We start from the raw sequence: 23800 nt of genomic DNA on the forward strand, positions 1-23800 counted from the left end.
ACCGTCCCACGGCGTCGCATGCCAGAGTCGTCGTTTTCGTTCGCGCACAAACGAAATGGTATCACGTTCGTTCACGCACGAACGAGTTAGAATCGTCGGCATGGCACAGCTTCCCGGCGATCCGCTCGAACTCGACCGTCAGGTGTGCTTCGCACTCGCCGTCGCGAACCGCAGCGTCATCGGGGTGTATCGCCCCATCCTTGAGCCACTGGGCCTCACACACCCGCAGTACCTCGTCATGCTGGCACTCTGGGGCGGCGAGCCGCTGCGATTCGGAGAGATCGCCGAACTGCTCCATTTCGACCGCGCCTCACTCTCGCCCATCATCAAGCGGCTGGAACAGGCCGGGCTCATCGAACGCACACCGGTCGCGGAAGACGAGCGCACATTCACGCTCGCTCCGACCACGGCGGGCACCGCGCTTCGCGAACGCGCACTCGAAGTGCCTCCCGCCGTCGTCGATCGACTCGGCCTGCCCATCGAGCAGCTCGTCGCACTTCGCGATCAGCTGACGGGCATCATCGCCGCGGTCGAGCGCTCCGCGACTCGCGACTAAGCTCCCGCGCGCACGCACCATCACTCCGGGCCGGCCCGCCCCGCCTCGCATCGCGCACCCCGCGAATCGCGCGAACCCCACGAACTGCGCCAGCCCCGCGAACCGCAGCGTTACTGAATCGTTTCAGAATGTCATCACACCAAGGATAGGCTTACCTCGGCAACCTCCGATGATTGCGTTCTGCGTAATCTCAGGTGCTCTTCTGTGTTGATCACTCCACGCGCCGACTCGCGAACAGCTCTCGATTCGGCGCGCCGAAAGGATGCAATCCCTTGTCCCGAAGAATCCTGAAGCCGGCGCTCGCTGCAGCGCTGGTTGCAGTCGTCACGCTGAGCGGCGTCTCGACCGCACAGGCGGTGACCGGGCGCGTGAACTTCGCGCACGGCGCCCAAGTCACCGCCAGCTCGACCCACCCATGGAACAACGGCGCGCTCGCGGGCGCGAACCTCGTCGACGGCTCCGTGCAGACCCGTTGGGCCGCAGCCGACGATGCCACGTTCCCCATCACCATCGATCTCGATCTCGGCGAAACGAAGACCTTCGACGAGGTCTACCTCGACGAATACACGGATTCGGGCACCGACCCACGCGTCGATCACTTCCAGCTCCAGCAGTGGGACACCGACTCGAGCAGCTGGAGCACCTTCGGCTCGTACAGCGGCGGTATCGGGCACAGCAAGACGATCGTACTCGATGAGCACGTCAGCACCGAGAAAGTGCGTCTGTCCATCACCGATATGCTCCCCGGCGAGATCTACACGCCAACGCTGAGCGAGATCCAGCTCTACTCCAGCGATGACCCTGGCTCAGGAACGGGCGGCGAACCCGCCAACGATCCGTTCTACGCCGGATTCGACAGCACGCCGACCGCACAGCCCGACTCGATCGGTGCGAACGCGCAGGCTCTCCTCATCGATACGCCCTCCGAAAACGGCAACAACACGCTGCGTGCTGTCACCTCCGACGCCGGCATCGTGTTGCAGCAGGTCACCGAAGAGACCGGTCAGGTCACGCAGAGCCTGGACCTGTCGCAGTACCTGGACACCGTAACCTCCGCTTCCGCCGCCGTCGACTGGGATCAGGCCGCACCGCGCCCGCTCAACGTCTATGTCATTGGCGAACGCGATGGTGAGCGTCAGCTCCTCACCGTCACCACTCCCGGTGCGGGCACACTCGGTACGGCGTCGACCTCGACGTTTACCGTGACCGACGCCGCGAAGTTCAAGTCACTCACGGGGGTGGCGCTCGCCGACTTGCAGCTGCTGAACCCGTTCAGCACCGGCATGCTCGCGGTGTACCGCGACGGCGACGCCTACGCCGGAAAGCGCCTCACGTACGCGCTGTCCCCTCAGGCAGGTCGCGAGCCCTTTGCCCTGCCGTTCGACGGCGCCGCGCGATCCTTCGCTTCAGATTCCTACGGCAACGTCTTCTCGAGCAAGCCCGGCCAGGTCGACTCCGTGTCACTGTACAACCTGACATCGCCGGCCACCGCGAAGGTCGACGGACTCGCCACGGTGCAGCAGTGGCTGCTCGACAACAATGGCTTCATCGCCGTCAGCGATGATCAGGGTCACGTCGCGCTCGTGAACGCGAACACGTCTTCGGGCGTGCAGTCCACGCGCTCGGTGCTCGACATCGGTGACGATGCCGCGTCCCTGGCCTACGTCAGCTACCTGAACGAGCTGCAGGTCACGACGGCTCGCGGCAATGCGATTCTGCGCTACTCGACCGACACTGGTGCCGCCCGCACCTCGCTCGACGTCGCCGGCACTGTGATTGCCGGATCGCTCCGCTCGCACATCGGCTGGCGCCCCGCCACGACGATGCTCGTCACACTCGATTCGGGCGCATACTCGTACCGCACGGAGTACATCACCGCTCCGAAGCCTTACTCCACGCTGACGCTGAATGCAGCCACCCGGGGTGCCGGCATCGATTTCGCCTACGGGGCCGCCGGAACCGACATCGCCCTGAACCGCGTCTGGTTCGAGTACAGCCTCGACGACGGCGCGTCGTGGGCGAAGCGCGGCGAATCGTGGAACTCCGCGATCTCCGACATCGGCTCGGTCACGACGCTCCCCGGCGCACAGCCCGGGCCGCTGAATGATGAGGCGCCGTACCTGCGTCAGGAAACCGGCGAAGATGTGTGGGCGACCTCGACCACCAGCTCGTTCTCGTCGCAGTTGCAGGTACCGACCGAGCAGCTCGATGCGCTCTGGCGCTACCGGGTCGAAAGCGCCTACGGCTCGCGCGCCAGCAACACCACGCGCATCGTCTTCGCTGACGAGCAAGAGGTCGATACGAGCCTGCGCGTCACCGCTCAGCCGGAGTCCGCTCGCGTCAGCGTGGGCGAGCAGACGTCACTGAAGTCTGAAGCGACCGCGGCCGACACCCCTGCCGTGCAGTGGCAGCGCTCCACCGACGGCCAGACGTGGGCCGATATCGACCAGGCGACTGCGAGCACCTACACGTTCACCGCTGCGGCGAGTGATTCGGGTGCGCAGTTCCGCGCCGTATTCAGCTCGGGCGGTTCCGAGGTCGTGAGCGACCCCGCAACCGTGAGCGTGATGGCGCCGGCCGGGATCTCGCTCGGCGCAGCACCTGCGGGCGCGGTGACCGCGAGCGAGGCACAGTTCACGCTCGACCTCTCGAAGTACGCGCACGACTGGATGCGCGACACCGCGTCGCCGAACGTCACGCTCGGCGCCACCGGCTTCGACTTCGCGAACGGCACCGGATGGAGCAACGCCACGACTGGCGAGGCCCAGTTGACCTGGCAGGGCACCGCCATCTATCGCCCCTACGGCGGATACCTGGGGCTCTACATGGCGATCGCCGATCCGTACCTCGCGGTGGGAGCCGACGGTCGCGCCACGCTGACTGCCGAGGTCGCCTGGAACGATGGCGGCGGCCACTGGAGCGGGCCCGTCGACAGCAGCTACCGTCGGGTCATCGTCGCGACCTTCTCGGCGAGTGAACTCGCCGCGGCGAATGATGGGTCACTCACCTTCTCGGGTACCCCCGAGTGGGAAGGCCGCAGCTACACGCAGGGCGCCGGGCTCACCTACCCGAACAGCTTCCCGCTGTCGTTCGTGAGCTACTTCGATGTGTCGAACCAGCCCTGGTTCTATGCAAGCGGCAGCGACCGCGACCCCGAGAAGGCCCCGCTGGCGGTCACCGCGACCGCGGCAGTGTCGACCGATGCGCCTGCGACCGACGGCACGCGCATCGATCATGCCGACCCGCTCGGCGATGGGAAGAACCCGTTCACCCCGGCATCGCCGACTGTCGTCGAACAGCCGAGCTCGGTCACGATCGCCGTCGACGGCACGGCGACACTCACGGCGAGTGCCGCAGGCTCCCCCGCACCGACCGTGCAGTGGCAGCAGCTCGTCGACGAGGCCTGGAACGATATCGCCGGCGCCACTGAGCCGACATTCGTCACCCCGAAGCTTGCTGAGGGCACGTACTCGTATCGCGCAGTGTTCACGGGTGGAGGCGAATCGGTCACAACCGATACCGCCGTCGTCACCGTGACGTCTGAGCCAATCGATACCGATCCCGACGGCGGCCCCGCGCTGGTCGTCACGCCGGGCGCCGATCTCGCGAACGAGACCGCGGTCTCGGTGTCGGGATCCGGCTACGAGAAGCACACCAACACCTCGGGCGCGTATCTGCTGTTCGGATACTCGACCAAGGCGCCCTCGCAGGGCGGCAAGCTCGGCACCGATTACGATTACATTCCGGAAATGGCGAACCAGCGCTTCATCGCGTGGCCGGACTCGGCGACGGCAGGGTCGGCGCAAGCCGTCTTCGCCGACGGCGGCTTCACGGCCGACGGCCTCACCGTGCAGTCGAAGTTCATCGGCGCCTCGGGCGCAGTGGTCGATTGCCTGGCAAGCGGGATCACCTGCGGTGTCTTCACCATCGGCGCACACGGTGGCCGCGACTCGGCACTCGAAGCGTTCACTCCGGTGACCTTCGCCGGTGCGGGCACGGACCCCGGAACCGACCCCGGCACGGATCCGGGAACCGACCCCGGGACCGACCCGGGAACTGACCCGGGAACCGATCCGGGAACCGACCCCGGAACCGACACGGGCACCGACCCGGGAACTGACCCCGGAACCGATCCCGGTACCGACCCGGGCGTTGATCCCGATCCGATCTCGGTCACGCCGTCGGAAGACGACTTGACTGCTGAGCTCGAGGGGCGCATTGTGGCCCCGCCGACGGCAATCGCAGGCTCAACGATCGAGGTCGCTATCCGCGACGAGTACGCGCGGCAGAACGTCGCCGCGTACCTGTTCTCGTCGCCGACGGATCTCGGAACGCACACGGTGAGCGCGAACAACACGTTCTCCGTGACGCTGCCCGAAAACGTGACCGGTCAGCATCGCCTCGCCGCGTATGATGCGTCCGGCGCCATCATCGGATGGGTGCCGATCGCGATCGCCTCAGCCGACGAGCTCGCTGCTACGTCGCAGCTCCCGGTCACCGGAGCGTCTTCCGCGCTGCCGGTGGGCGTGATCGGCGGTGCTGCACTGCTCATCGTGCTCGGTGCAGGCCTCGTGCTCGCACGCCGAGTACGCGTGCGTTCGCGCGCGTAGAGGCGGAATCAGCGGGGGTCGCGCGGCAACGCACGGCCCCCGCTGTCGTTTCTGCGGGGTGCTTTTCTGCTGGCTACAGGCTAAGCATGGCCACGGTGACCACCGTAACCAGCAGCACAACGGCGATCCCGGCGCCGCAGCCGATGCCGATCAGCGCCCCGTAGCCCATCCGCGACGTTCGAGCTCCCGATGCGCGTGCGGCGGCGATGAACTCCGGCCCTCCCTGGGTCACCCACGACCCGGCGGCCGACACTTGCGTCAAGCCTCGACTGAGGTCGACGCCCGCCGCGAATCGATCGTGGTCGAGCACGGTCGCGACCGTGCCTGCGATGCCGTAGCGCAGCACCCGGTTGACCACGGTCGGGTCGGCGAGCAGCGGATAGCTCTGCCCCCGCACGACCAGGGTGATGCGCTGTGCCGCGGACTTCACCGTTACTTCGGTCGCCGCCACGCTGAACACTTGAGCCCACCCCGTGGCAGTGATGACCCACAGCGTGATCCACCCGTTGCTGATCTCTGCGCGCGCCGGATAGTAGGCACCGGTCGAGTTATCTCCGTAGGCACCGGTGAACACGGCATACGGATACTGAAACTGCTGCGGCTGCGGATACTGCGGCTGCGGAACCTGCGACGAATACAGCTGCGTCATCGTGCCAGTCTATGCCTGACGTGTCTCAGCACGCCGTGTCACCCGGCTCGTCAAGCGCGTTGAGCAGCGTCGTCAGATCAGGTGCCACCACCGTGGAGACTTCGAACTCGGGCTCTGTCCCGTGCACGATCACACCATCCGCGCGCTCAGCCAGATACGCGTAATCGCCGCGGACGCTGAGCAGAATTGGGGTGCACTCCCGCCAGTACGCGGTGACCTCAGCCGCTGCCGCGGCCGTGTTCGCCGCCTCCAGGCTCAGCATCTCACAGGCATTCCACGCGAATCCGTCGGCGTCCTCGACCGCGTAGTCGTCTCGGCTCAGAAACCAGACCGCATCGTCGGAGCTCGACAACTCGCTGAAGGAGTTGACCCACGTCATTAGCGCAGGAGACGCATTCTCGAGGGCATTGGGCACCCCAGATTCCGCCGGCACCGAGGGGCGATAACGCCAACCCGCTCCCCCGAGGTTCGCAATCGCACGGGTCGCCTCATCTGCCATGACTTCAGGATACGGTGCGCCGCCTCTGGCACTTCGGGCAGAAGTGAGACCCACGCCCACCTAAGGTGATGCGTGTGATGGGGGTGCCGCACCGCGGGCAAAGCTGTGCGGCACGACCGCAGGTATTTAGCGAGTAAGCAAAGCAACCAACTTATCTTCGTCTATTGCGTTCGTTTCGGATTAGACCAGTCCACGGACTTTCTACGCGCGATAGGAAATCACCCGTTAGTTCAAGGAGTCGCGACCATAAGAGTTGATGAGCGGTCGCTCTGCTGAGATCGGATAACTACGCCGGCGTCTCTCTGGCTACAGCTCGGTTTACAACGTCAAACACGTCGCGCACTGCACCTGGCAGTGCTCCGTGCTGAGCGGGATTCTCGGCTGCCTGCTTCACCGACTTGGATGCGTTGTCGTTCATCGAGGTGGTAGCGAGGGCCTCCACATCGGTGATCAACTCGCGGACGCTTTGGTAGCGACGATCTGGCTGGGAGTCGATGCACTTGTGCACAATGTCCTCCAGCGGTGTCCTCACACTTCGTCCGATGTTCTTGCGCCCGGTGAAGATGTACAGAAGCACGAACCCAGCGGCGAAGATGTCATGGACTGCACTGAAATCCTTGAAGGAACCGAGCGCGGGATCAATCTTCGTGCCCTTCAGCTCTGTTTCGGTCATCGTAAAGTCCGATCCCCTGCGCTTCGCGAGACCGAAGTCGGAGAGCTTGACGAGGACGGCTGAACCGCCGAACGTCTTCAGTAAGACATTTCGCGTACTTAGGTCACGATGGAAGTGCCCTCTGGTGTGGATGAAGTTCAAACCGTAGAGAAATTGGAGTGCGATGCGCTTGCGGCTGGTCAACCCGAATGCAGGCTGGTTGTTGCGCTTGGCGACATAGTCTTCGAGCGAGGTATCGCAGTGTTCCATTGTGTAGGACCAGTCCGACTCCTGGAAGCGGTGGACCTCAAGAACGTATGGGAACTGGAGTTCCTTCATTAGCTCAAATTCTCGACGAAAGCGCTCCTTTTCTCTGTGGTCAGCTCCAGGTTTGAGCTTTTTCCGAGCAAGGGTCAGCCCGTAGTTTGGATCAGTGAATCGGTGGACCACTGCAAAGGCACCTTCTCCGACGGGTGTCAACTTCACTGAACGAGAGTCGGACAGCGTTACCGCCTGATCGCCGAGGCCGAATACTGGAGCGTAACTCTCCACGTGTACCGGCGTGAAGCCCTCAGGGATGGGGCTGCCCCCGCTATCCACCAGCCATGCCGGAGCGTTCTCGATGACCCGGCGGTACTCGGGTGACATCGTGAGTTCGTGGCCTGCCTTACTGAGCACGGTGCGCGCCTCCGTCAGCAAGTCGATGAGGTCCAGAAGTTTCCGGGAATTGTCGGCATTGAAGTGCCCGCTGGTGCCACCACGAGCCTTGTAGTTCATCCACTTGAATTCGGCATCGAGACCTTCATGAATGTAGGCAAATGCTCTGGGCAGAACCGACTCGCGTCGGTATAAGTCGAGATAAGTCGAGTCGAACTGCTTCTCGTAGAACGTTCGCTCGAAGCGTTCGACCCTCTCCTGCTCCAAAGTCTTCATATGTCGATGCTATCGATGAGAAATGCAACTTCTACTTGCAGCGAAGGAGTGGCCAACTAACGTTGCTCGTTTTCTCATTCGCTCTCTGATTCGCCATCCGCAGGACGCGCGCGCAGAATCTACGCTTGCGGTAAATGAAACGCAAACGTACCCGCAATACTGGTCTCATGTCCTGCATCCCACTCCATTCCGCAACCCTCATCAGTGCAAACCTGCTGGAGCAGGGACGTCAGAGTTGAACGTCCAAGATCATCCGCACGGAGCAGGCGCGTCTTCGTCGATCACTTCAGCAGTGGCTGTTGTCCCTAACGGATGGATCTACGAGCGAAACGATGACAACTCCGCGCGCTTTCTGTTGGGCACGGAGGGTTCAAATCCACTGATCTGCTTCGGAGTTAACCCCAGCACTGCGGTGCCCGACGAACTTGATCAGACACTCAGGCGGGTGCGAGGCTACTCTCAGCGCAATGGGTTTGGCAGCTGGATGATGTTCAACTTGTATCCGCAGAGGTCAACCGACCCCGAAGGCCTCCACGACGCCTACATTGCAGAGCTAAAGACAACGAACGAGCGACGGATTGCAGAGTTCATTAATGGCCGTGCATTGACACTGCTTGCAGCCTGGGGCGAACCGATCACAACACGCCCCTACTTGAGGGACATGTTGGCGGACATCGTAGGCATCACCGACGCTTCGGCTTGCAGTTGGCAATCAATCGGTGCCCTCACGACCAAACTGCACCCGCGACATCCATCGCGCGGTGCGTACCTTCCGCTGCGGGACTTCGACATTGCGTCCTATCTAAAACGGCTCTGAGTCGAAGTGGGACTCTGGGAGTACGCGTGGTCTCTACTGGAACGACAAACGATGACTTTGTCACAGCGGAAGTCGCCCGTCATCAACTGCGCTCAGCGAAGTGGGCCGCGTTTAGGCCGTATAACTCCATACGATGGCTGACGGCGAATGCGCCAGAGGACGAAGCAGAGAATGGCTCCTTGCGGATTGGCTAACTTATGCCGCGCAGGTATTGTTCGAACGCTGGAGTCCACCTACGCGGTACACTCGTCGGCAGTGCAGCGATCCGGTTCCAAGTGCAGGCGTACCTCGACATCCGTCCCGGAACAAGTCGATTCCGAGGTAAACGCCCGTGGTCATCTCCTCTCAAAGATGTTTCTTCAGAGGAGTGTGCCCTCTTGCCGTGATGTGTACGGTTTGGGAGAGCGTGGTCAGTAGATTGCGCTACGCAGAGCGCGGTTCGATACATTGACTCAAACACCAGAGAACGGCGCATTCAATTCGGAGCCTCCGAAAGACCCTGCGGCAGGTCAGAATGTCGCTCATACATGAATCACAGGCCCCCTGTGCTTCCGCTCCTGCCCCAAATGTGCTCTGCTATCCGTCAGGTGCGCCGCTTCTGGCACCTCGGGCAGAAGTGCGACCCACGTCCACCGAAGGTGATGCGCTTGATGGGGGTGCCGCACCGCGGGCAGGGCTGCCCGGTGCGACCGTATGCGTTGAGTGAGTGCGCGAAATACCCTGCCTGCCCGTTCACGTTGACGTACTGCGCATCAAAGCTCGTGCCGCCCTCGACGAGAGCCTGTGCGAACACCGCACGCAACAGTGCGAGCAACTCCACTGCCTTGCGCGGGCCGACCGCGCTGCCGGGTGTCTCTGGGTGCAGGCGTGCTCGCCAGAGCGCCTCATCGGCGTAGATGTTACCCACACCGCTGATCAGCGTCTGATCGAGCAGCAGCTTCTTGACCCCGGAAGTACGCGAGCGCAGCGCGGCGATGAAACGGGCATCGTCGAAGGCCTGGTCAAGCGGGTCGCGCGCGATGTGCGCGGCCTGCGTCGGAATCACGCCGGGCCCGTCGTTCGCCGGGTGCAGCGCATCGAGCGCCAGCGATCCGAACAGCCGCTGGTCGGCGAAGTCGACCCGCAGCTCACCGTGGTCTGGGTGCGCGATCCACAGCCGAATGCGCACGTGCCGGTCGTCGACCGCGTCGTGCGCGCGCAGCAACACCTGGCCGCTCATGCCGAGGTGCGCGAGCAGCGCTAGCGGCTCCCCCGCGGCTGACCGACCGCTCGTCGGCACCCACAGGAACTTGCCTCGACGCTCGGGTGCCGCCAGCGTGAGTCCGGTCACGCGCCGCTCGAAATCGGCAGAGCGTGCCGCGCCAGCCGCAGCCGTCAGTGTCACTCCGTGGCCGCCGAGACCATCGTCGCCCGCAGTCGGCAGATGGCGCTTCAACGCGCGCGGATCCATGACCTGAGCCGAAACGACGCGGGCGCCGGTCACGGCGGGCGCCAACCCGGCGCGCACCACCTCGACTTCGGGGAGTTCAGGCACGCCGGCGCTTCGCGGGCGTGCGCAGTCGATTCACGGCGTCGCGAGCCGCGGCAAGTTCGGCGGCTTTCTTGCTGGTCCCTGCCCCCTCGCCGACGATGCCATCGAGAACCACCCTCGACGTGTACCGTCGGTCGTGGTCGGGGCCGGTGCCGCGCGTTTCGAACGGCGGGTGCGGCAGCCCGCGGCGCGAGGCCTCCTGCTGCAGTGAGGTTTTCGGGTCGAGCGCCTCGAGCGACTCGAGGAACCGATCGGTGTCTTCGAGCAGTGGCTCGATCAGATCGAGCACGAAGCGGGTTGCGGTCGCCGGGTCGGTGGAGAGGTAGACCGCTCCGATTACCGCCTCAACTGCATCGGCGAGCAGCGAATCCTTGTCGCGCCCACCGGTGAGTTCTTCACCTTTGCCGAGACGCAGCAGTTCTCCGATGCCGTGCTGTCGAGCGACTTCGGCAAGCGCGACAGTCGACACCAGTGCGGCGCGGCGCTTCGCGAGCTCGCCCTCACTGAAATCGGGGAAGGTCTCGTAGAGCTTCACGGTGACGGCCTGCCCCAGCACCGAGTCGCCGAGAAACTCGAGTCGCTCGTTGTGCGGCGCACTGCCGTGCTCGTACGCCCATGAGCGATGCGTCAGAGCCAGTTGAATCAGTTCGGGATCGGCCCGAACGCCGAATGCAAGGAGAAAGCCGCCGGGGTCCCCTTCCGGGGAGCCCGACGGCTCTACAACGCTCTGGGTCAACTCAGGCGTCAGCGACCTTGCGGCCCTTGTACTCGAGGAAGAGGGCGTTGCCCTGCGAATCCTCGACCACGCGGGCGCGGTGCGGGAGGCTGTACACGGTGCGGCCGTTTTCAACGGTCTTCACCAGAGTGGGGGCCTCGGCCTTCCACGCCGAACGGCGGTGGCGGGTGTTCGATCGCGACGTCTTCCGCTTGGGAACAGCCATGATGCTCTCTTTCCTACTTGCTTTCGGACTCGGGAGTCTCACCCGAGCCGTGGTCTTCTTCAGCCTCGACTGCGTTGGTCTTCGCGCCTTCCGGAGCAAAACCCGCCAGCGCCGCCCACCGCGGATCTACATCCGTGGTGTTTGCCACCGCAGCCTCGGTGTCGCGCAGCTCACCGGACTCGGGATCGAGTCCCGGACAGTCCGGACGACACACAGGCTGGAACGGCAGTGCAAGCACTACCGCGTCTCGGAGCGGGGGTTCAAGATCCACGTGATCACCGTGAACCCCATACTCTTCGGCCTCCGTAGGAGTATACGCGAAAAGTTCCTGGAACTCGACTTGAAACGGCGTGGTGAAATCTTTCAGGCATCGACCGCACTCGGCGTGCATGGTCGTCGCGATCTCGGTCGAAGCCAGAATGCCCTCGTGCACCGATTCGAGACGCACATCGAGATCGAGTTCGACACCCGCAGGAATCTCAGCGAGCCCCTCGCCGAACTTCTCGGGAACCGTCAGCGTGCGCGAACGTTCGCGCATCTCCCCCGGACGGTTGATGATGTCGCGGATATTCTCCTCGTAGACACGGCTCTTACTCACCGAAGCAGTCTACCGCGTGCGCGCCCGGGCCTATGCCGGGTGACGCTTCTCGAGGAAGCGGGCGACGGCGTCGGGAACGTACGGGCTGACATCGCCACCCATCTCGGAGACCTGTCGCACCAGCGTGCTCGAGACGTGGGCATGCGCCGGGTCCGGCAGCATGAACACGGTCTCGACGTCAGCGAGACTGCGATTCATGATGGCCATGGGGGTTTCGTACGACACATCGATCTGCGACCGGATGCCTTTCACGAGCACCGAGGCATCGACCTCGGTGCAGTAGTCGACGAGCAGCCCAACCGACCATGATGCGACGGTGATGTTGGCAGGTGCGCCGGCGTCGGCGAGCGACTTCTGAATGAGCGACATGCGCTCGGTGATCGGCAGCATCGCCGTCTTATTCGGATTGTGCACCACCAGCACGTGCAGCTCATCGAAGATGCGCGCTGCGCGCAGAATGACATCGAGGTGCCCCATCGTGACCGGGTCGAAGGAGCCGGGAACCACAGCGATTTTCGTCATGGCTTCAGCCTAGGGGGTGACCCATGCCCCTGAGCCTGAGGTCCGCTGTGATCTGCGATCCGGTGCGATCAGTTCTCGGCCCGCCCGCGCCGCCAGTACCCCATGAACGCGACCGATTGACGGTCGATGCCGCGCTCTGCAACGAGATGCCGACGAATGAGTTTGATGGCACCGGCCTCACCCGCCAGCCACGCGTATCCCTCCGAAGATCGCGTGTCGCTCGCGGCCGGGGTTCCGGTCAGCGCGTCGACGCCGGGAACTTCCCAGAGGATGTCACGGTCCACGTCGATCTCCTGCAGCTCGTCCTGCGCCGCCGCCGCCGATCGCTCGACATCAACGAGCCCGCCCGGGAACACGGATTCGAGTCCGCGCACCGCCTCCACCAGAGCCGCACCCGGCGCAGCGGGATCGCGCTGCAGCACGGTGAGCTCGACTCGCCCCGACGCGAGCAGCGCATCTGCGTCGAGGAGTGCGGCGTCCGCGCGATCCGCCACTTCAAGAATGACGTGTGCGCAGGCCGTGGCTTCAAGCGATGCCAGAATCCCGGCGATCGCAGGAAGCGCCGTGTCGTCTCCGACGATCAAGAATCGTTCGGCGCGCTGCGGAGGGATCCACCCGACCGCGGTGTTCGGGCCGGCGAACTGCGCATCCGGGCCCAAAATCGTCAGCGCGGCCCCCGGAATGGCTTGCTCTGCCCACGCCGAGGCCGGGCCGGGGTGGGTGTCGTGCCGCGCGAAATCGACCGTGACCCGCACCTCGCCGCCCGTGCGACTCACATCGCGCGGTGTGTACGTGCGCATCGGCGGCCGCTCATCATCGGCCATCGCCGCCCACGACTGGTACCAGCCGTCGCCGTTCTCCAGCGCGGGAATCTGGCCGTGCTCGTTGGGAAGCAGCAGCTTGATGCGCTGGTCGAGCCCCGCGAAACCGAATCGTTCGAGCTCGGGGCCGGCGAACACGACACGCACGAATCCCGGGGCCGGTCGGCTCACCTCGGTCGCGGTGACCTCGAACAAGCGGTAGGCGGTGGTGCTCATGCGGTTCCTTCCGGGGCATCGGTGGGGGCTGTAGGTGCGCGCTGCGGCTCGGGATCGATGGGGTGCGGTGCTCCGACAGGGACGACCATCGGCGTGCCGGCAATGGGGTCGGGCACGATGACCGAAGCGAGTCCGAACACCTCGGCGATGAGCTGCTCGGTCACGATTTCACCGGGCGCGCCCTCTGCCACGATCTCACCGTGTCGCATGGCGATGAGGTGATCCGCGTAACGTGTCGCGAGGTTGAGCTCGTGCATCACCACCACGATCTGCGTGCCTCGAGTGCGTTGCAGCGTGACCAGCAGTTCAAGTAGTTCGACCTGGTGGGCGAGGTCGAGGTAGGTGGTCGGTTCGTCGAGCAGCAGGATGTCTGGCTCCTGCGCCAGGGCCATGGCGACCCACGCGCGCTGCCGCTGACCGCCCGAGAGCGCGTCAACGGATCGCTCGGCGAAGGCATCCATGTGGGTGAGGGCAAGCGCTTCGGCCACGACCTCATCATCATGCTGGTTGCGACGACCGAGCCATTCGCGGTGCGGCGTACGCCCGCGATCGACCAATTCGGACACTGTGATGCCGTCGGGGGCGATCGGTGCCTGGGGCAGCAGGCCGATGATGCGTGCGACCTGCTTCGTGTGCAGGCGTTGGATCGGCTCGCCATTGAGCAGCACCGCACCGCTGCGGGCCTTCAGCAATCGTGCGAGCGTGCGCAGCAGCGTCGATTTTCCGCAGCCGTTCGCCCCCACGATCATCGTGATCCCCGATTCAGGAAGCACAAGGTCGAGGCCTGTGATCACCGGGTCGCCGTCGTAGCCGACGGTGAGGTCTTTCGCGGCGAGCAAGTGGGAGGTCATACTCGGGTCCTTCCCCGCATGAGCAGAACGATGAGGAACGGGGCGCCGATCGCCCCCGTGATCACGCCGATGGGCATAGCAGTCGGGAACGCATGCTGCGACACGGCATCGGCGAGCAACACGATGAGGGCACCGACCAGTGCCGATGCGAACGGACGCGACTCGGGGCGACGCACGAGACGCGTGGCGATCGGCCCGGAGAGAAACGCGACGAATGCGATCGGCCCGGAAAGCGACGTGGCCACCGAAATGAGCAGCACCGCCAGCACGATGAGCAGCAAACGATCCCGCTGCTCGCGGACGCCGAGTGCTCGCGCCGTGTCGACGCTCAGCGCCAGAAGCGGAATGCGCCGCGCCGCGATCAAGGCGATGACGAGCAGTGCGAACAGGATCGGCGCGATTGGCCGCAACTGGTCCCAGAGACTGCGCGAGAGTGAGCCGGTCATCCAGACCACGGCCTCGTGCGCCTGGTTCACGTCGGTTCGGGTCAGCGCATACGCGATCACGGCTTGGAGGCCTGCGGCGACCGCGACCCCGGCGAGCACGAAGCGCATCCCCGAGAGACCGCGCTTCGACGCGACCGCCCAGATGAGCAGCGCCGTGGCGAGCGCACCGATGACCGCGGCGGCCATCACCGTGGTACCCGAGGCGGCGAAGAAGGCGATCGACACGACGGCCGCCGCACTGGCACCCGACGAGATGCCGATCACATCGGGGCTCGCGAGCACGTTGCGCAGCAGGGTCTGGAAGATGATGCCGCCGAGCCCGAACGCTGCCCCCACGAGCACCGCGCCGAGTGCCCGCGGCGCCCGAATCGTGCTGACCGAGAACGACACCCCGGGGATGCTTTCGCCGCGCAGTGCCGCAATGACCTGGTCGAGCGGCGTGAATTTCGTGCCCCAGACGAGCACCAGAGCGGCGAGCACTATGACGCCGCACGCGAGCACAGCGATCACGACGGCATCGCGGAGACGCCTACTGCGGCGATCTGCTCGCAGACGTTCGGGAGTCACGAGCGCGGGTGATCCGCCACTCACGATCTGGCTCATACTCCCACCATCCGCCCGCGTCGCAGCAGCACGATGAAGATCGGCGCCCCGATCGCCGCCGTGACGATGCCGACCTCGAGCACGCCCGGGCGGGCGATAACGCGACCTGCGACATCGCAGACGAGCAAGAACGCAGCGCCGACCGCGGCCGAGAGCGGCACGATACGTCGATAGTCGGTCCCCGCGAACGCGCGTACCGCGTGCGGCACCGCCAGACCGACGAACCCGATGGGCCCGGCGAGCGCCGTCGCCGTACCGCAGAGCAGCACCACGGCACCCGCGCTGGTCACGCGCAGCAGGCCGACCTGCACGCCGAGCCCGCGCGCGGCGTCGTCGCCCAGCGCGAGCGCGTTGAGCTTTCCCGAGCTGAACACCGCGAGCACCGCACCAAGCATGAGGAAACCCGACAGCTGGGCAAGCGTCTCCGGCGTCGCGCCGGTGAGCGAACCGAGCTGCCAGAACCGGTACCGGTCGAGCGTGTTCTGGTCGAAGATGATGATCGCCGCGATACCCGACCCGGCCAGCGCCGTGATCGCGGCACCCGCGAGCGCGAGCGTCACGGGCGTCGCTCCCCCGGGGCTCGCCGCAGCGGCGAGATAGCCGAGCGCCACCGCGACGCCGGCTCCCGCGAACGCGAGCCACACGGTCGCGAACGGTTGCTGCAACCCGAACACCGACATGCCGAGCACCACGAACAGCGCCGCACCGGCGTTCACACCGAGCAGACCTGGATCGGCGAGCGGATTGCGCGCCATGCCTTGCATCAACGATCCACCCATGCCGAGCGCGGCGCCCACGAGCAGCCCCGTGATGGTGGTCGGAACGCGCGACAGCACGGCCGCCTGATCGGTCGATGCCGCATCAGGATGCGTGAACGCCGCCCACGCCGTCGCGAGCGAGACGTCGCGCGCGCCGATCGTCAGCGACAGCAGCACCGCGGCGATCAGCACGACCACCGCGACGGTCAGCATGAGGCTCAGCGGACGCCGCCGCCGAGTGACTCGGGCGACCGCCGCAGTGGCAGCGGTCACTTGACCTTGGCTGCGGCGTCGTCGAGGCGCTGCGTGAGATTGTCGATCGCCCACGGGATCGACAGCACCGAGGGCGAGGAGAGTGCCATCAGCACGTCCTCATCATTGGTGAGCACGACGGTGCCGTTCGCGACCGCCGGAATCTTGCTGAGCAGCGGATCCTTCTCGAGCGTCGACAGGTCGCCGCCCTGCACGAACATGATCGCGACGTCGGCGTCGAGCTTGTCGGCCTGCTCAGCGCTGATACTGAACACGAAACCCGATTCGTTCTTCGAGAGCTCTTCCACACCCGGGGCGATCGTGAGGCCGAGGTCCTGCAAGAACTGCACGCGGGTATCTGCCGGCGTGTACACCTGAATCTTTCCGAGATCCGCCGCATCCACCCAGGCGACCATGCCGGTCTTCCCGGCGAGGTCAGGATGCTGTGCGAGCGCGTCAGCAATGGTCTTTTCGGTCTGGCTCACGAGTTCCGTGGCCTGCTGCTCCTTGCCGAGCGCCTTGCCGACGAGCTCGGTGGTATCGCGCCAGCTTGTGCCGTACGGCTGGCCCGGGTAGGCGACCGTCGGTGCGATCTCGCTGAGGGTGCTGAAATCCTGATCCGAGAGCCCGGAGTTCGCGGCCAGGATCACATCGGGCTCGGTGTCCGCGATCTTCTCGAAGGGAACGCCGTCCATTTCGGAGTACAGCACGGGGGTCTCCGCGTCGGCCTGCGTGAGCGCGTCACTGATCCACTCGAGCACGCCGTCACCGTCAGTGTCGCCGTAGCTCTGCTCCGGCATGCCCACCGGAATCGAGCCGAGCGCGATCGCCGCATCCGCACTGCCCCAACCCACGATTGCGGGGCGCTCGGGCTGCGCGCCGATCGTGGTCTCGCCGAGTGCGTGGGTGATGGTCACCGGGAACTCGCCGCTCGAAGCGTTGGAGTCACCTGCGGTGTCGCCGGAACCGCTCGAGCAGGCGGCGAGAGCGAGCGCCAGCACGCCGGCGCCAGCGGCCCCGGCAATTCGCAGCGCACGACGGTGAGGCATCGTTCGAGTGGTCAACGGATCTCCTTCGTCATGAAACATCAGATCATACGAAGCTTACACTTGCTCGTCGCCTGTGCCGCCTGCACCGTGTCCAGGTTTCAGCCTCGCACCAGCGGCACTAGAGACCGTGTTGCTTGGCAAAAATCACCGCGTGCACGCGGTCGCGCAAATGCAGCTTTGCGAGCACCCGCCCCACGTGCGTCTTCACCGTGGACTCCGATAGAAAGAGGTCAGCACTGATCTCGGCGTTGTTCTTTCCCTCTGCGATCAGCCGAAGCACATCGTGCTCCCGCTCCGTCAGGGCACTGAGCGCCGCGACGTCCGCCTCAGCTTCCGCGCTGGCGGCGAACCCGAGCGCCGCGCCCGAGCCGGTGCCCGCGCGCAACTGCTCGAGCAGGCGCCGCGTCACACTCGGAGCCATCGTCGCGTCACCCGCGGCGACCCGATGAATGGCGTCAACGAGCTCTGTGGGTCGGGCGTCTTTCAGGAGGAACCCGCTGGCCCCCGCCTGAATCGCTCCGGTCGCGTACTCATCCAGGTCGAAGGTGGTGAGCACCACGACCCGCGTCTCCGGGAACCGACGCGCAATCTCTGCCGTCGCCTCGATCCCGTTCATTCCCGGCATGCGCACATCCATCAACACGATGTCGCATCCCCCCGGGCCGAGCTCGTCGAGCCGTGCGAGCGCCTCCGCCCCATCGGACGCTTCGGCGACAACATCGATGTCTGACTCCGCAAGCAGCACCAGGCGGAAGCCGGTGCGTATCAGCTCCTGGTCATCGACCAACATGATTCGGATCGGTGCGGTGCTCACAGCGTCTCTCTTTCTGCAGCTGAAGTGGTGAATACTTGCGTCCCCTCGCGGGCACCGGCGTTCACGGGAAGTTCCGCCCAGAGACGCCACCCTCCCCCGTCGGCAGATCCGACCGGGCCGGATTCGATGTGCCCACCGAACACGCGCGCCCGCTCGGTGAGGCCCGTCAACCCGCGCCCCGAACCGATCCCCGTCACGGGCGCCGCCGCGCCGGCCGCCGGCCCGAAGTCGCGCACCTCGACGGTCGTGCGCTCCGCGTCCCGATGCAATTCGACGCGCACCCGGGCGCCTGTTCCCGCGTAGCGGAGCACATTTGTGAGCCCCTCCTGCGCGATGCGATAGATCGCCAGATCTTGACCGCGATCCCCCGCTGAGGCGCCGGAGACGTCGAGCGAGACGTCGAGCCCCGCGTCTCGGAATCCTGCGACGAGTTGCGGCAGATCCTCCACCCCCGGCTGCGGCAGCAGCGCCGCCTGCTCATCGGGAGTGTGGAGCGCCCCGAGCAACCGGCGCATCTCGGCGAGGGCGGTTCGCCCGGTCTCGGCACTGCGACGCATCGCGTCGGTCGCCGCCTCGGGCGCCGTCGCCGCAGCGCGCGAGGCGCCTTCTGACAGCGCGATCATCACCGAGACCGAGTGCGCGACGATGTCGTGCATCTCGCGTGCGATGCGCGACCGCTCCTCGGCAACGGCGAGCTGCGCGAGCTGATCGCGCTCCCGGGCCAGTTGATGCGCGCGATCAATCACCGCGGCGATGTAGCGCCGACGATTGCCCAGGTTGATTCCCAGCATGAGCACCGCGAGCATCCACAGCGCGCCCATGATCGTGATCGTCACCAACTCGCCGAAGCTGCGCACCGCGCTCGTCTCGGCGACCAGGAGATTCGCGGGGCTTGCGCTGCCGACATCACCGAAACCTCGCCAGTACGCGAGGAGACCCTGCAAGATGATGCCCGCCGTCGCGATGGCATACCCTAGCCAGGCCGCGGTGACGCTCCGGTACACCGGAACGGCGTACAGCAAGAACATCAGCGCAACGCCATTCGCGAATGACTGAATTCCCTGCTCGCCAAAGGTCACCACGACAATGACGATCAACCCCGCTAACGGGTACTTGCGTCGGAACAACAGGGCCGTGGCAATAATGAGGATGCGCGCGGCGGTGATGAGCACCCAAGGCCAGGTCAGCTGGATGGGCGGCCCGGGCCACTCGATCGACTCAGTCGCTTCGTTCCACTGCTGCGTGCTGAGCACATCGAGCAAAATGCCGATGCCGCTGCCGATGAAGTACCAGACGACGATCGTGATATCGACTGCCAACGGGTGCGCGGCGAACGCCCGCCGGATCACACCCGGCGGGCGCGGCAGTCGCACCTCGGCATCGCGCGTCATGCTTTCACCCTACTGCCGGGCGACCACACCACTGCGACGCTCAGCGTGCGTCGCGGCGCTTGAAGAGCACCGCAGCCGGAAGCACGACGACAGCGACCCAGCCGACCATCGCGGCAAGCGCCACCCAGAAGTTCGGGCCAGTGCTGACCTCGACGACCCCCTGGGAGAGCAGCGACCCGAGCTGTGCCGGCAGGTACGGCGTGACGGCGGCAACCCACTCCCAGCCGGTCATCCCGAGCAGCTGGAACGCGATCGGCAGTACGAAGGTCACGCCGGCGACGACCGCGATGCCGCCGGCCGTCGACCGCAGCAGCGCAGCGACGCCATAGGCGAAGAGCGAGATCAGCACGAGGTAGGCGATCGTACCGAGCGCACCCGAAATGACGATGCCGCTCCCGAGTTGAGCCGCGGCGCTCGGGTAGCACAGCACCGCCACCGCGAGGCTGCCGCCGACCAAGACGAGTGCGCCGATCGCTGCAACCGCCGCGAGCACGAGCGCTTTGCCGAAGAACACCGGCGTGCGCTTCGGCACCGCCGTGAGCGTGGAGAGGATCATGCCACTGGAGTACTCGCTCGAGATCGCGAAGACGCCGAGCACTCCGAAGACGAGCGCCAGGAAGGGGGTCGCGAACGTCGCGATGATGAGGAGATAGCTTTGCAGCCCCGCGGCATCCGCCGTCAAGAATGACGGTGCGCCGTCAGTCGAGGTGTTGCGGAGTTCGTTGCTGAAGAAGAACGCGATGGCTGCGCTCAAGGCGATCCCGAACAGCACCGTAATGATGAGCGTGATCTTGATGCTCCGCAGCGAGGTGAGTTTAATGCGCTCGGATTTCAGCACGCCGCCAAAGCTGACGGGGCGGGCGACGCGATCACGGGTCTGACGGGTGCCGTGCTGTGGGGTCTGGTGAGGCGTCGATGCCGAGCCGGCATCGATGACGATGGAGGAGGTCATGAGAGTCTCGATTCTTCGCTGGTGCGGTGAATGCGGTCGGTGTGTGGGGTGCGAATCGCCCGCGCTATGCGGTGGCGTACTCGACTTCGCCGCGGGTGAGCTCGAGATACGCATCTTCCAAGCTCGCGGCGACCGGGCTGAGTTCGTGCAGCGCGAGGCCCTGCGAGGCGGCCAGGTCGCCGATCTCTGCGGCGGTGAACCCGCTTGCCGTGAACCCTTCATCGCCGAGCGGTTCGAGTGCTGCGCCGTCGCGATGCGCTTCCATGAGGAGCGACGCGAGCCGTGCCGCGTGGGGGCTGCGCACCGTGACGCGCGTGGTGCGCCCGCCCGAGACGAATTCAGCGATCGGCGCATCGGCGACTACCCGACCCCGCCCGAGCACGATGACGTGATCGGCGGTCTGCGACATCTCGCTCATCAGGTGGCTCGACAGCAGTACCGTGCGCCCCTCGGAGGCCAGGTGGCGCAGCAGCTGGCGCACCCACAGCACGCCGTCGGGGTCGAGCCCGTTGACGGGTTCGTCGAGAATCAGCACCTGCGGATCGCCGAGCAGCGCCGCCGCAATGCCGAGTCGCTGTCCCATGCCGAGCGAGAAGCCCCCGACGCGGCGATTCGCCACCGCGGCGAGGCCGGTCTGCTCGAGTACGGCGTCGACGCGACGATCCGAGATGCCGTGCGTCGCGGCGAGGGCACGCAAGTGGCTGCGCGCGCTACGACCCGGGTGCACGCCCTTCGCGTCGAGCAGCGCACCGACCTCGGCGATGGGCGCCTGCGCGTCGGCGTAGCGTGCGCCGTTGACGGTGACGGTGCCGGCGGTGGGGCGATCCAGCCCGACCATCAATCGCATGCTCGTCGATTTGCCCGCGCCGTTCGGCCCGAGAAACCCGGTCACCTGGCCCGGCTTGATGTTGAAACTCACGTCGTGCACCGCGGTCTTCGTGCCGTAGTGCTTGGTCAGTCCACGTGCTTCGATCATGGCGTCTCCGTTTCTCCGTGGGCAATGCGGCATGTGCCGCAGTGGGGCGATGGTTCCACGGTAGGCGGGATTCTCAGTCGATGCATCGATCCGCGGTGCGATTGTGGGTGGTACCTGGGTACCGTTGCGTGCGCGGGATCGCCGAGCCTACGATTTCGCGAGGTTGTCGAGCACACCGGCCTCGTGATCTCGCGCGATGAGGGCGGCAAGCCCGGGGGCTGTCGTCAGCTCAGGGTCTTGGGCGAGCAGCGCGGCGGCGATCTCGCGGGCGTGCGCGATCAGCGGGCCGTGCTCGGCGACGCGGAGCAGACGCAGCGTCGAACGCCCACCCGATTGCGCAGTGCCCAGAATGTCGCCCTCACGACGGAGTTCGAGGTCCACCTCGGCGAGGGCGAAGCCGTCAGTCGTCGCCGCAACGGCGTCAATGCGCTCACGTGCGACGGTGCCGGTTTCGGCACGCGTCATCAACAGGCACAGACCGGCGTGCTCGCCGCGGCCGACGCGACCGCGCAACTGATGCAACTGCGAAATGCCGAACCGATCGGCGTCGCGCACGATCATGATGGAGGCGTTCGGCACATTCACGCCCACCTCAATGACGGTCGTCGCGACCAGCACCCCGACCTCGCCCGCGGCAAAGGCACGCATGACCCGATCTTTCTCGTCGGAGGGCATGCCGCCGTGGAGACCTTCGACCCCCGCGCGCGCGAACGCCGGCTGCGCACGCAACTCTTCGACGGTTTCAGCAACACTCGCCAAACGTCGCGCCTCGCCGGGGGCGTCTCCGTCGGTGTCGGCCGCGTCATCGAGGCCGTCTTCCACCTCACCCGGTGCGATCGCGGGGCAGACGACATAAATCTGACGCCCTGCGGCGAGATCTTCGGCCGAGCGCGCCCAGACGCGCGCGGCACGCGCCGGCATCTCGATTTCGGGGACCGTGAATGTCTCGATCCCCTGGCGGCCCGGAGGCAGCTCACGAATCGTCGTCACCTCGAGATCGCCGAACGCGGTCAACGCGACCGTTCGCGGGATGGGCGTCGCGGTCATCGCGAGCACATGCGGTTGCGCGCCTTTCTGCCGCAGGGCTTCGCGCTGGTCGACGCCGAATCGGTGCTGCTCGTCGACGATGATGAAGCCGAGGTCCAGGAACGTCACGCCCTCGCTCAGCAGCGCATGCGTACCGATTGCGATGCGCGACGCACCGGAGACGAGTGCGAGGAGCACGCGCTTGCGCTCGGCGACTGGCATGCGACCGGTGAGCAGTACCGGCTGCAGTTCAGCGGTCAGCTCGGGGCCGAGGGCGTCCACGACCGATCGGTAATGCTGTGCGGCGAGCACCTCGGTCGGCGCGAGCAGTGCGCTCTGGCCCTCGCTCTCGGCGACCTGCAGCATGGCGCGAAGCGCGACGAGGGTCTTGCCCGAGCCGACCTCGCCCTGCAGGAGGCGATGCATCGGGTGCCCCTCGGCGAGCTCGGCGCTGATGGTTGCGCCAGCGCGCTGCTGATCGCCGGTGAGCTGGAACGGCAGCGCCGCGTCGAACCGTTCGAGCGGCCCGCCTGCGCCGCCCGTAGGTCTGGGTGTACTCGACTGCAACCCCGCACGGCGGCGACGGTCGAGCAGCGCGAGCTGCAATTCGAATGCCTCGCGGAATCGGAAGCTGTCGCGCGCACCGCGCCAGTCGGCGTCATGCTGCGGGCGATGGATGCGTTCGAATGCGAGCCCGAGAGAAACGATGCCCTCGTCGGCTCGAATGTGCTCGGGAACCGGATCGTCGAGGTCTCCGAGCGCGTCGAGCGCCAACTCGACGGCGCGCTGCAGCGTCCAGGTCGGCATCTGCGCGGTCGCGGGATAGATCGGCACCGGAGTCTCTGACCACGCTTTCGCCGCCGCCTCGTCGAGCTGGTCGGCACCGGGAACGTCGTCGCGGTTCTCGAACAGCTCATACACCGGGTGCTGCAACTGCAGGCTGCCGCGATACTCGCTCACCTTGCCCGCGAAGAGCCCGCGCTTGCCGGGAAGCAGTTCGCGCGCGCGCCAATCCTGGTTGAAGAAGGTCAGCGTGAGGTGGCCGGTGCCATCGGTGACACGCACCTGCAGCAGCTTGCCGTTGCGCCGCTGCATCTGCCGCTGCTGCACGTCGAGCACCTGCGCGACCACGGCGATCTGCTCGCCGAGCGGCAGACCGTTCAACGGCGTCAGTTCACCGCGTCGCGAGTATCGACGGGGGAAGTGCATCAACAGATCGCCGACCGTCTGCATGCCGAAGGCCTGCGCGAGCGGCTTCGCGGTGCGGTCGCCGACGACACCCGGAAGGGGCGTGTCGAGGGTGGCGCGGGTCATGTCTCCAGCGTATCGGGGACCAC

The 23800-nt window shown here is 65.8% G+C and carries 21 protein-coding genes and 1 pseudogene; 3 read left to right on the forward strand and 19 right to left on the reverse strand.

The window, feature by feature from the left end:
- Positions 1-100 precede the first annotated feature (100 nt).
- Entirely contained in the window at positions 101-556 is a 456-nt protein-coding gene (locus CH42_RS11130; RefSeq protein WP_053353217.1) for a MarR family winged helix-turn-helix transcriptional regulator, read from the forward strand.
- A 272-nt stretch (positions 557-828) separates the two neighbouring features.
- Entirely contained in the window at positions 829-5166 is a 4338-nt protein-coding gene (locus CH42_RS11135) for a discoidin domain-containing protein (protein ID WP_053353218.1), read from the forward strand.
- A 73-nt stretch (positions 5167-5239) separates the two neighbouring features.
- Here the strand turns inward: CH42_RS11135 and CH42_RS11140 are convergent, their stop codons facing one another.
- The 4 genes and pseudogenes from CH42_RS11140 to CH42_RS11150 form a co-directional block, all read right to left on the reverse strand.
- A complete protein-coding gene (locus CH42_RS11140; RefSeq protein WP_053353219.1) occupies positions 5240-5815 on the reverse strand; it encodes a hypothetical protein in 576 nt (191 codons plus the stop codon).
- A gap of 25 nt (positions 5816-5840) precedes the next feature.
- Positions 5841-6314, reverse strand: coding sequence for a hypothetical protein (locus CH42_RS11145; RefSeq protein WP_053353220.1), 474 nt, complete (start codon positions 6312-6314; stop codon positions 5841-5843).
- A 4-nt stretch (positions 6315-6318) separates the two neighbouring features.
- Positions 6319-6405, reverse strand: a pseudogene (locus tag CH42_RS16935) (zinc finger domain-containing protein); the annotation flags it as partial.
- Positions 6406-6600: 195 nt separating this feature from the next.
- Positions 6601-7899 carry a serine/threonine protein kinase gene (locus tag CH42_RS11150; RefSeq protein ID WP_053353221.1) on the reverse strand — a complete coding sequence of 433 codons (1299 nt, stop codon included), beginning with the start codon at positions 7897-7899 and terminating at the stop codon, positions 6601-6603.
- A gap of 22 nt (positions 7900-7921) precedes the next feature.
- Between CH42_RS11150 and CH42_RS17180 the strand changes: the two genes are divergently transcribed.
- Entirely contained in the window at positions 7922-8716 is a 795-nt protein-coding gene (locus tag CH42_RS17180; RefSeq protein ID WP_082309408.1) for a DUF1643 domain-containing protein, read from the forward strand.
- Between the two features lie 583 nt (positions 8717-9299).
- Here the strand turns inward: CH42_RS17180 and mutM are convergent.
- The 15 genes from mutM to CH42_RS11230 all read right to left on the reverse strand — a co-directional run bounded on the left by mutM (position 9300) and on the right by CH42_RS11230 (position 23777).
- Positions 9300-10250, reverse strand: a complete 951-nt coding sequence (gene mutM, locus CH42_RS11160) for a bifunctional DNA-formamidopyrimidine glycosylase/DNA-(apurinic or apyrimidinic site) lyase (RefSeq protein ID WP_053353223.1) — start codon at positions 10248-10250, stop codon at positions 9300-9302.
- Positions 10243-10983 carry a ribonuclease III gene (gene rnc, locus CH42_RS11165; protein ID WP_082305570.1) on the reverse strand — a complete coding sequence of 247 codons (741 nt, stop codon included), beginning with the start codon at positions 10981-10983 and terminating at the stop codon, positions 10243-10245. Before rnc ends, mutM begins: the two co-directional genes overlap by 8 nt.
- Before the next feature lies 1 nt (position 10984).
- Entirely contained in the window at positions 10985-11188 is a 204-nt protein-coding gene (gene rpmF / locus CH42_RS11170) for a 50S ribosomal protein L32 (RefSeq protein ID WP_053353224.1), read from the reverse strand.
- Positions 11189-11201: 13 nt separating this feature from the next.
- Complete coding sequence (locus tag CH42_RS11175; RefSeq protein WP_075205344.1) at positions 11202-11786, reverse strand: YceD family protein; 585 nt, start codon at positions 11784-11786, stop codon at positions 11202-11204.
- 30 nt (positions 11787-11816) lie between these two features.
- Positions 11817-12308: a pantetheine-phosphate adenylyltransferase gene (coaD, locus tag CH42_RS11180; RefSeq protein ID WP_053353226.1), complete on the reverse strand. Its 492-nt coding sequence runs from the start codon at positions 12306-12308 to the stop codon at positions 11817-11819.
- Positions 12309-12376: 68 nt separating this feature from the next.
- Positions 12377-13345, reverse strand: a complete 969-nt coding sequence (locus CH42_RS11185) for a siderophore-interacting protein (protein ID WP_053353227.1) — start codon at positions 13343-13345, stop codon at positions 12377-12379.
- Positions 13342-14196, reverse strand: a complete 855-nt coding sequence (locus CH42_RS11190) for an ABC transporter ATP-binding protein (RefSeq protein WP_053353228.1) — start codon at positions 14194-14196, stop codon at positions 13342-13344. Before CH42_RS11190 ends, CH42_RS11185 begins: the two co-directional genes overlap by 4 nt.
- Positions 14193-15245: a FecCD family ABC transporter permease gene (locus tag CH42_RS11195; RefSeq protein ID WP_075205345.1), complete on the reverse strand. Its 1053-nt coding sequence runs from the start codon at positions 15243-15245 to the stop codon at positions 14193-14195. The genes CH42_RS11190 and CH42_RS11195 overlap by 4 nt, the downstream gene beginning before the upstream one ends.
- Positions 15242-16276 (reverse strand): FecCD family ABC transporter permease, encoded by a 1035-nt coding sequence (locus CH42_RS11200; protein WP_239684024.1) that lies wholly within the window; start codon positions 16274-16276, stop codon positions 15242-15244. The genes CH42_RS11195 and CH42_RS11200 overlap by 4 nt, the downstream gene beginning before the upstream one ends.
- On the reverse strand, positions 16273-17319 hold the full coding sequence (locus tag CH42_RS11205) for an iron-siderophore ABC transporter substrate-binding protein (protein WP_239684025.1): 1047 nt from the start codon (positions 17317-17319) through the stop codon (positions 16273-16275). Before CH42_RS11205 ends, CH42_RS11200 begins: the two co-directional genes overlap by 4 nt.
- A 103-nt stretch (positions 17320-17422) precedes the next feature.
- On the reverse strand, positions 17423-18118 hold the full coding sequence (locus tag CH42_RS11210) for a response regulator (protein ID WP_239684026.1): 696 nt from the start codon (positions 18116-18118) through the stop codon (positions 17423-17425).
- A complete protein-coding gene (locus tag CH42_RS11215) occupies positions 18115-19509 on the reverse strand; it encodes a sensor histidine kinase (protein ID WP_053353231.1) in 1395 nt (464 codons plus the stop codon). The genes CH42_RS11210 and CH42_RS11215 overlap by 4 nt, the downstream gene beginning before the upstream one ends.
- 40 nt (positions 19510-19549) lie before the next feature.
- Complete coding sequence (locus tag CH42_RS11220) at positions 19550-20461, reverse strand: ABC transporter permease subunit (protein ID WP_053353232.1); 912 nt, start codon at positions 20459-20461, stop codon at positions 19550-19552.
- Positions 20462-20525: 64 nt separating this feature from the next.
- On the reverse strand, positions 20526-21437 hold the full coding sequence (locus CH42_RS11225) for an ABC transporter ATP-binding protein (protein WP_053353233.1): 912 nt from the start codon (positions 21435-21437) through the stop codon (positions 20526-20528).
- Between the two features lie 147 nt (positions 21438-21584).
- The gene (locus CH42_RS11230; RefSeq protein ID WP_053353234.1) at positions 21585-23777 is read right to left on the reverse strand and encodes an ATP-dependent DNA helicase RecG; all 2193 of its coding nucleotides are present in this window, start codon (positions 23775-23777) and stop codon (positions 21585-21587) included.
- Positions 23778-23800 lie beyond the last annotated feature (23 nt).

It is taken from the genome of Leucobacter musarum subsp. musarum (genome assembly GCF_001273845.1).
Taxonomy (GTDB): domain Bacteria; phylum Actinomycetota; class Actinomycetes; order Actinomycetales; family Microbacteriaceae; genus Leucobacter; species Leucobacter musarum.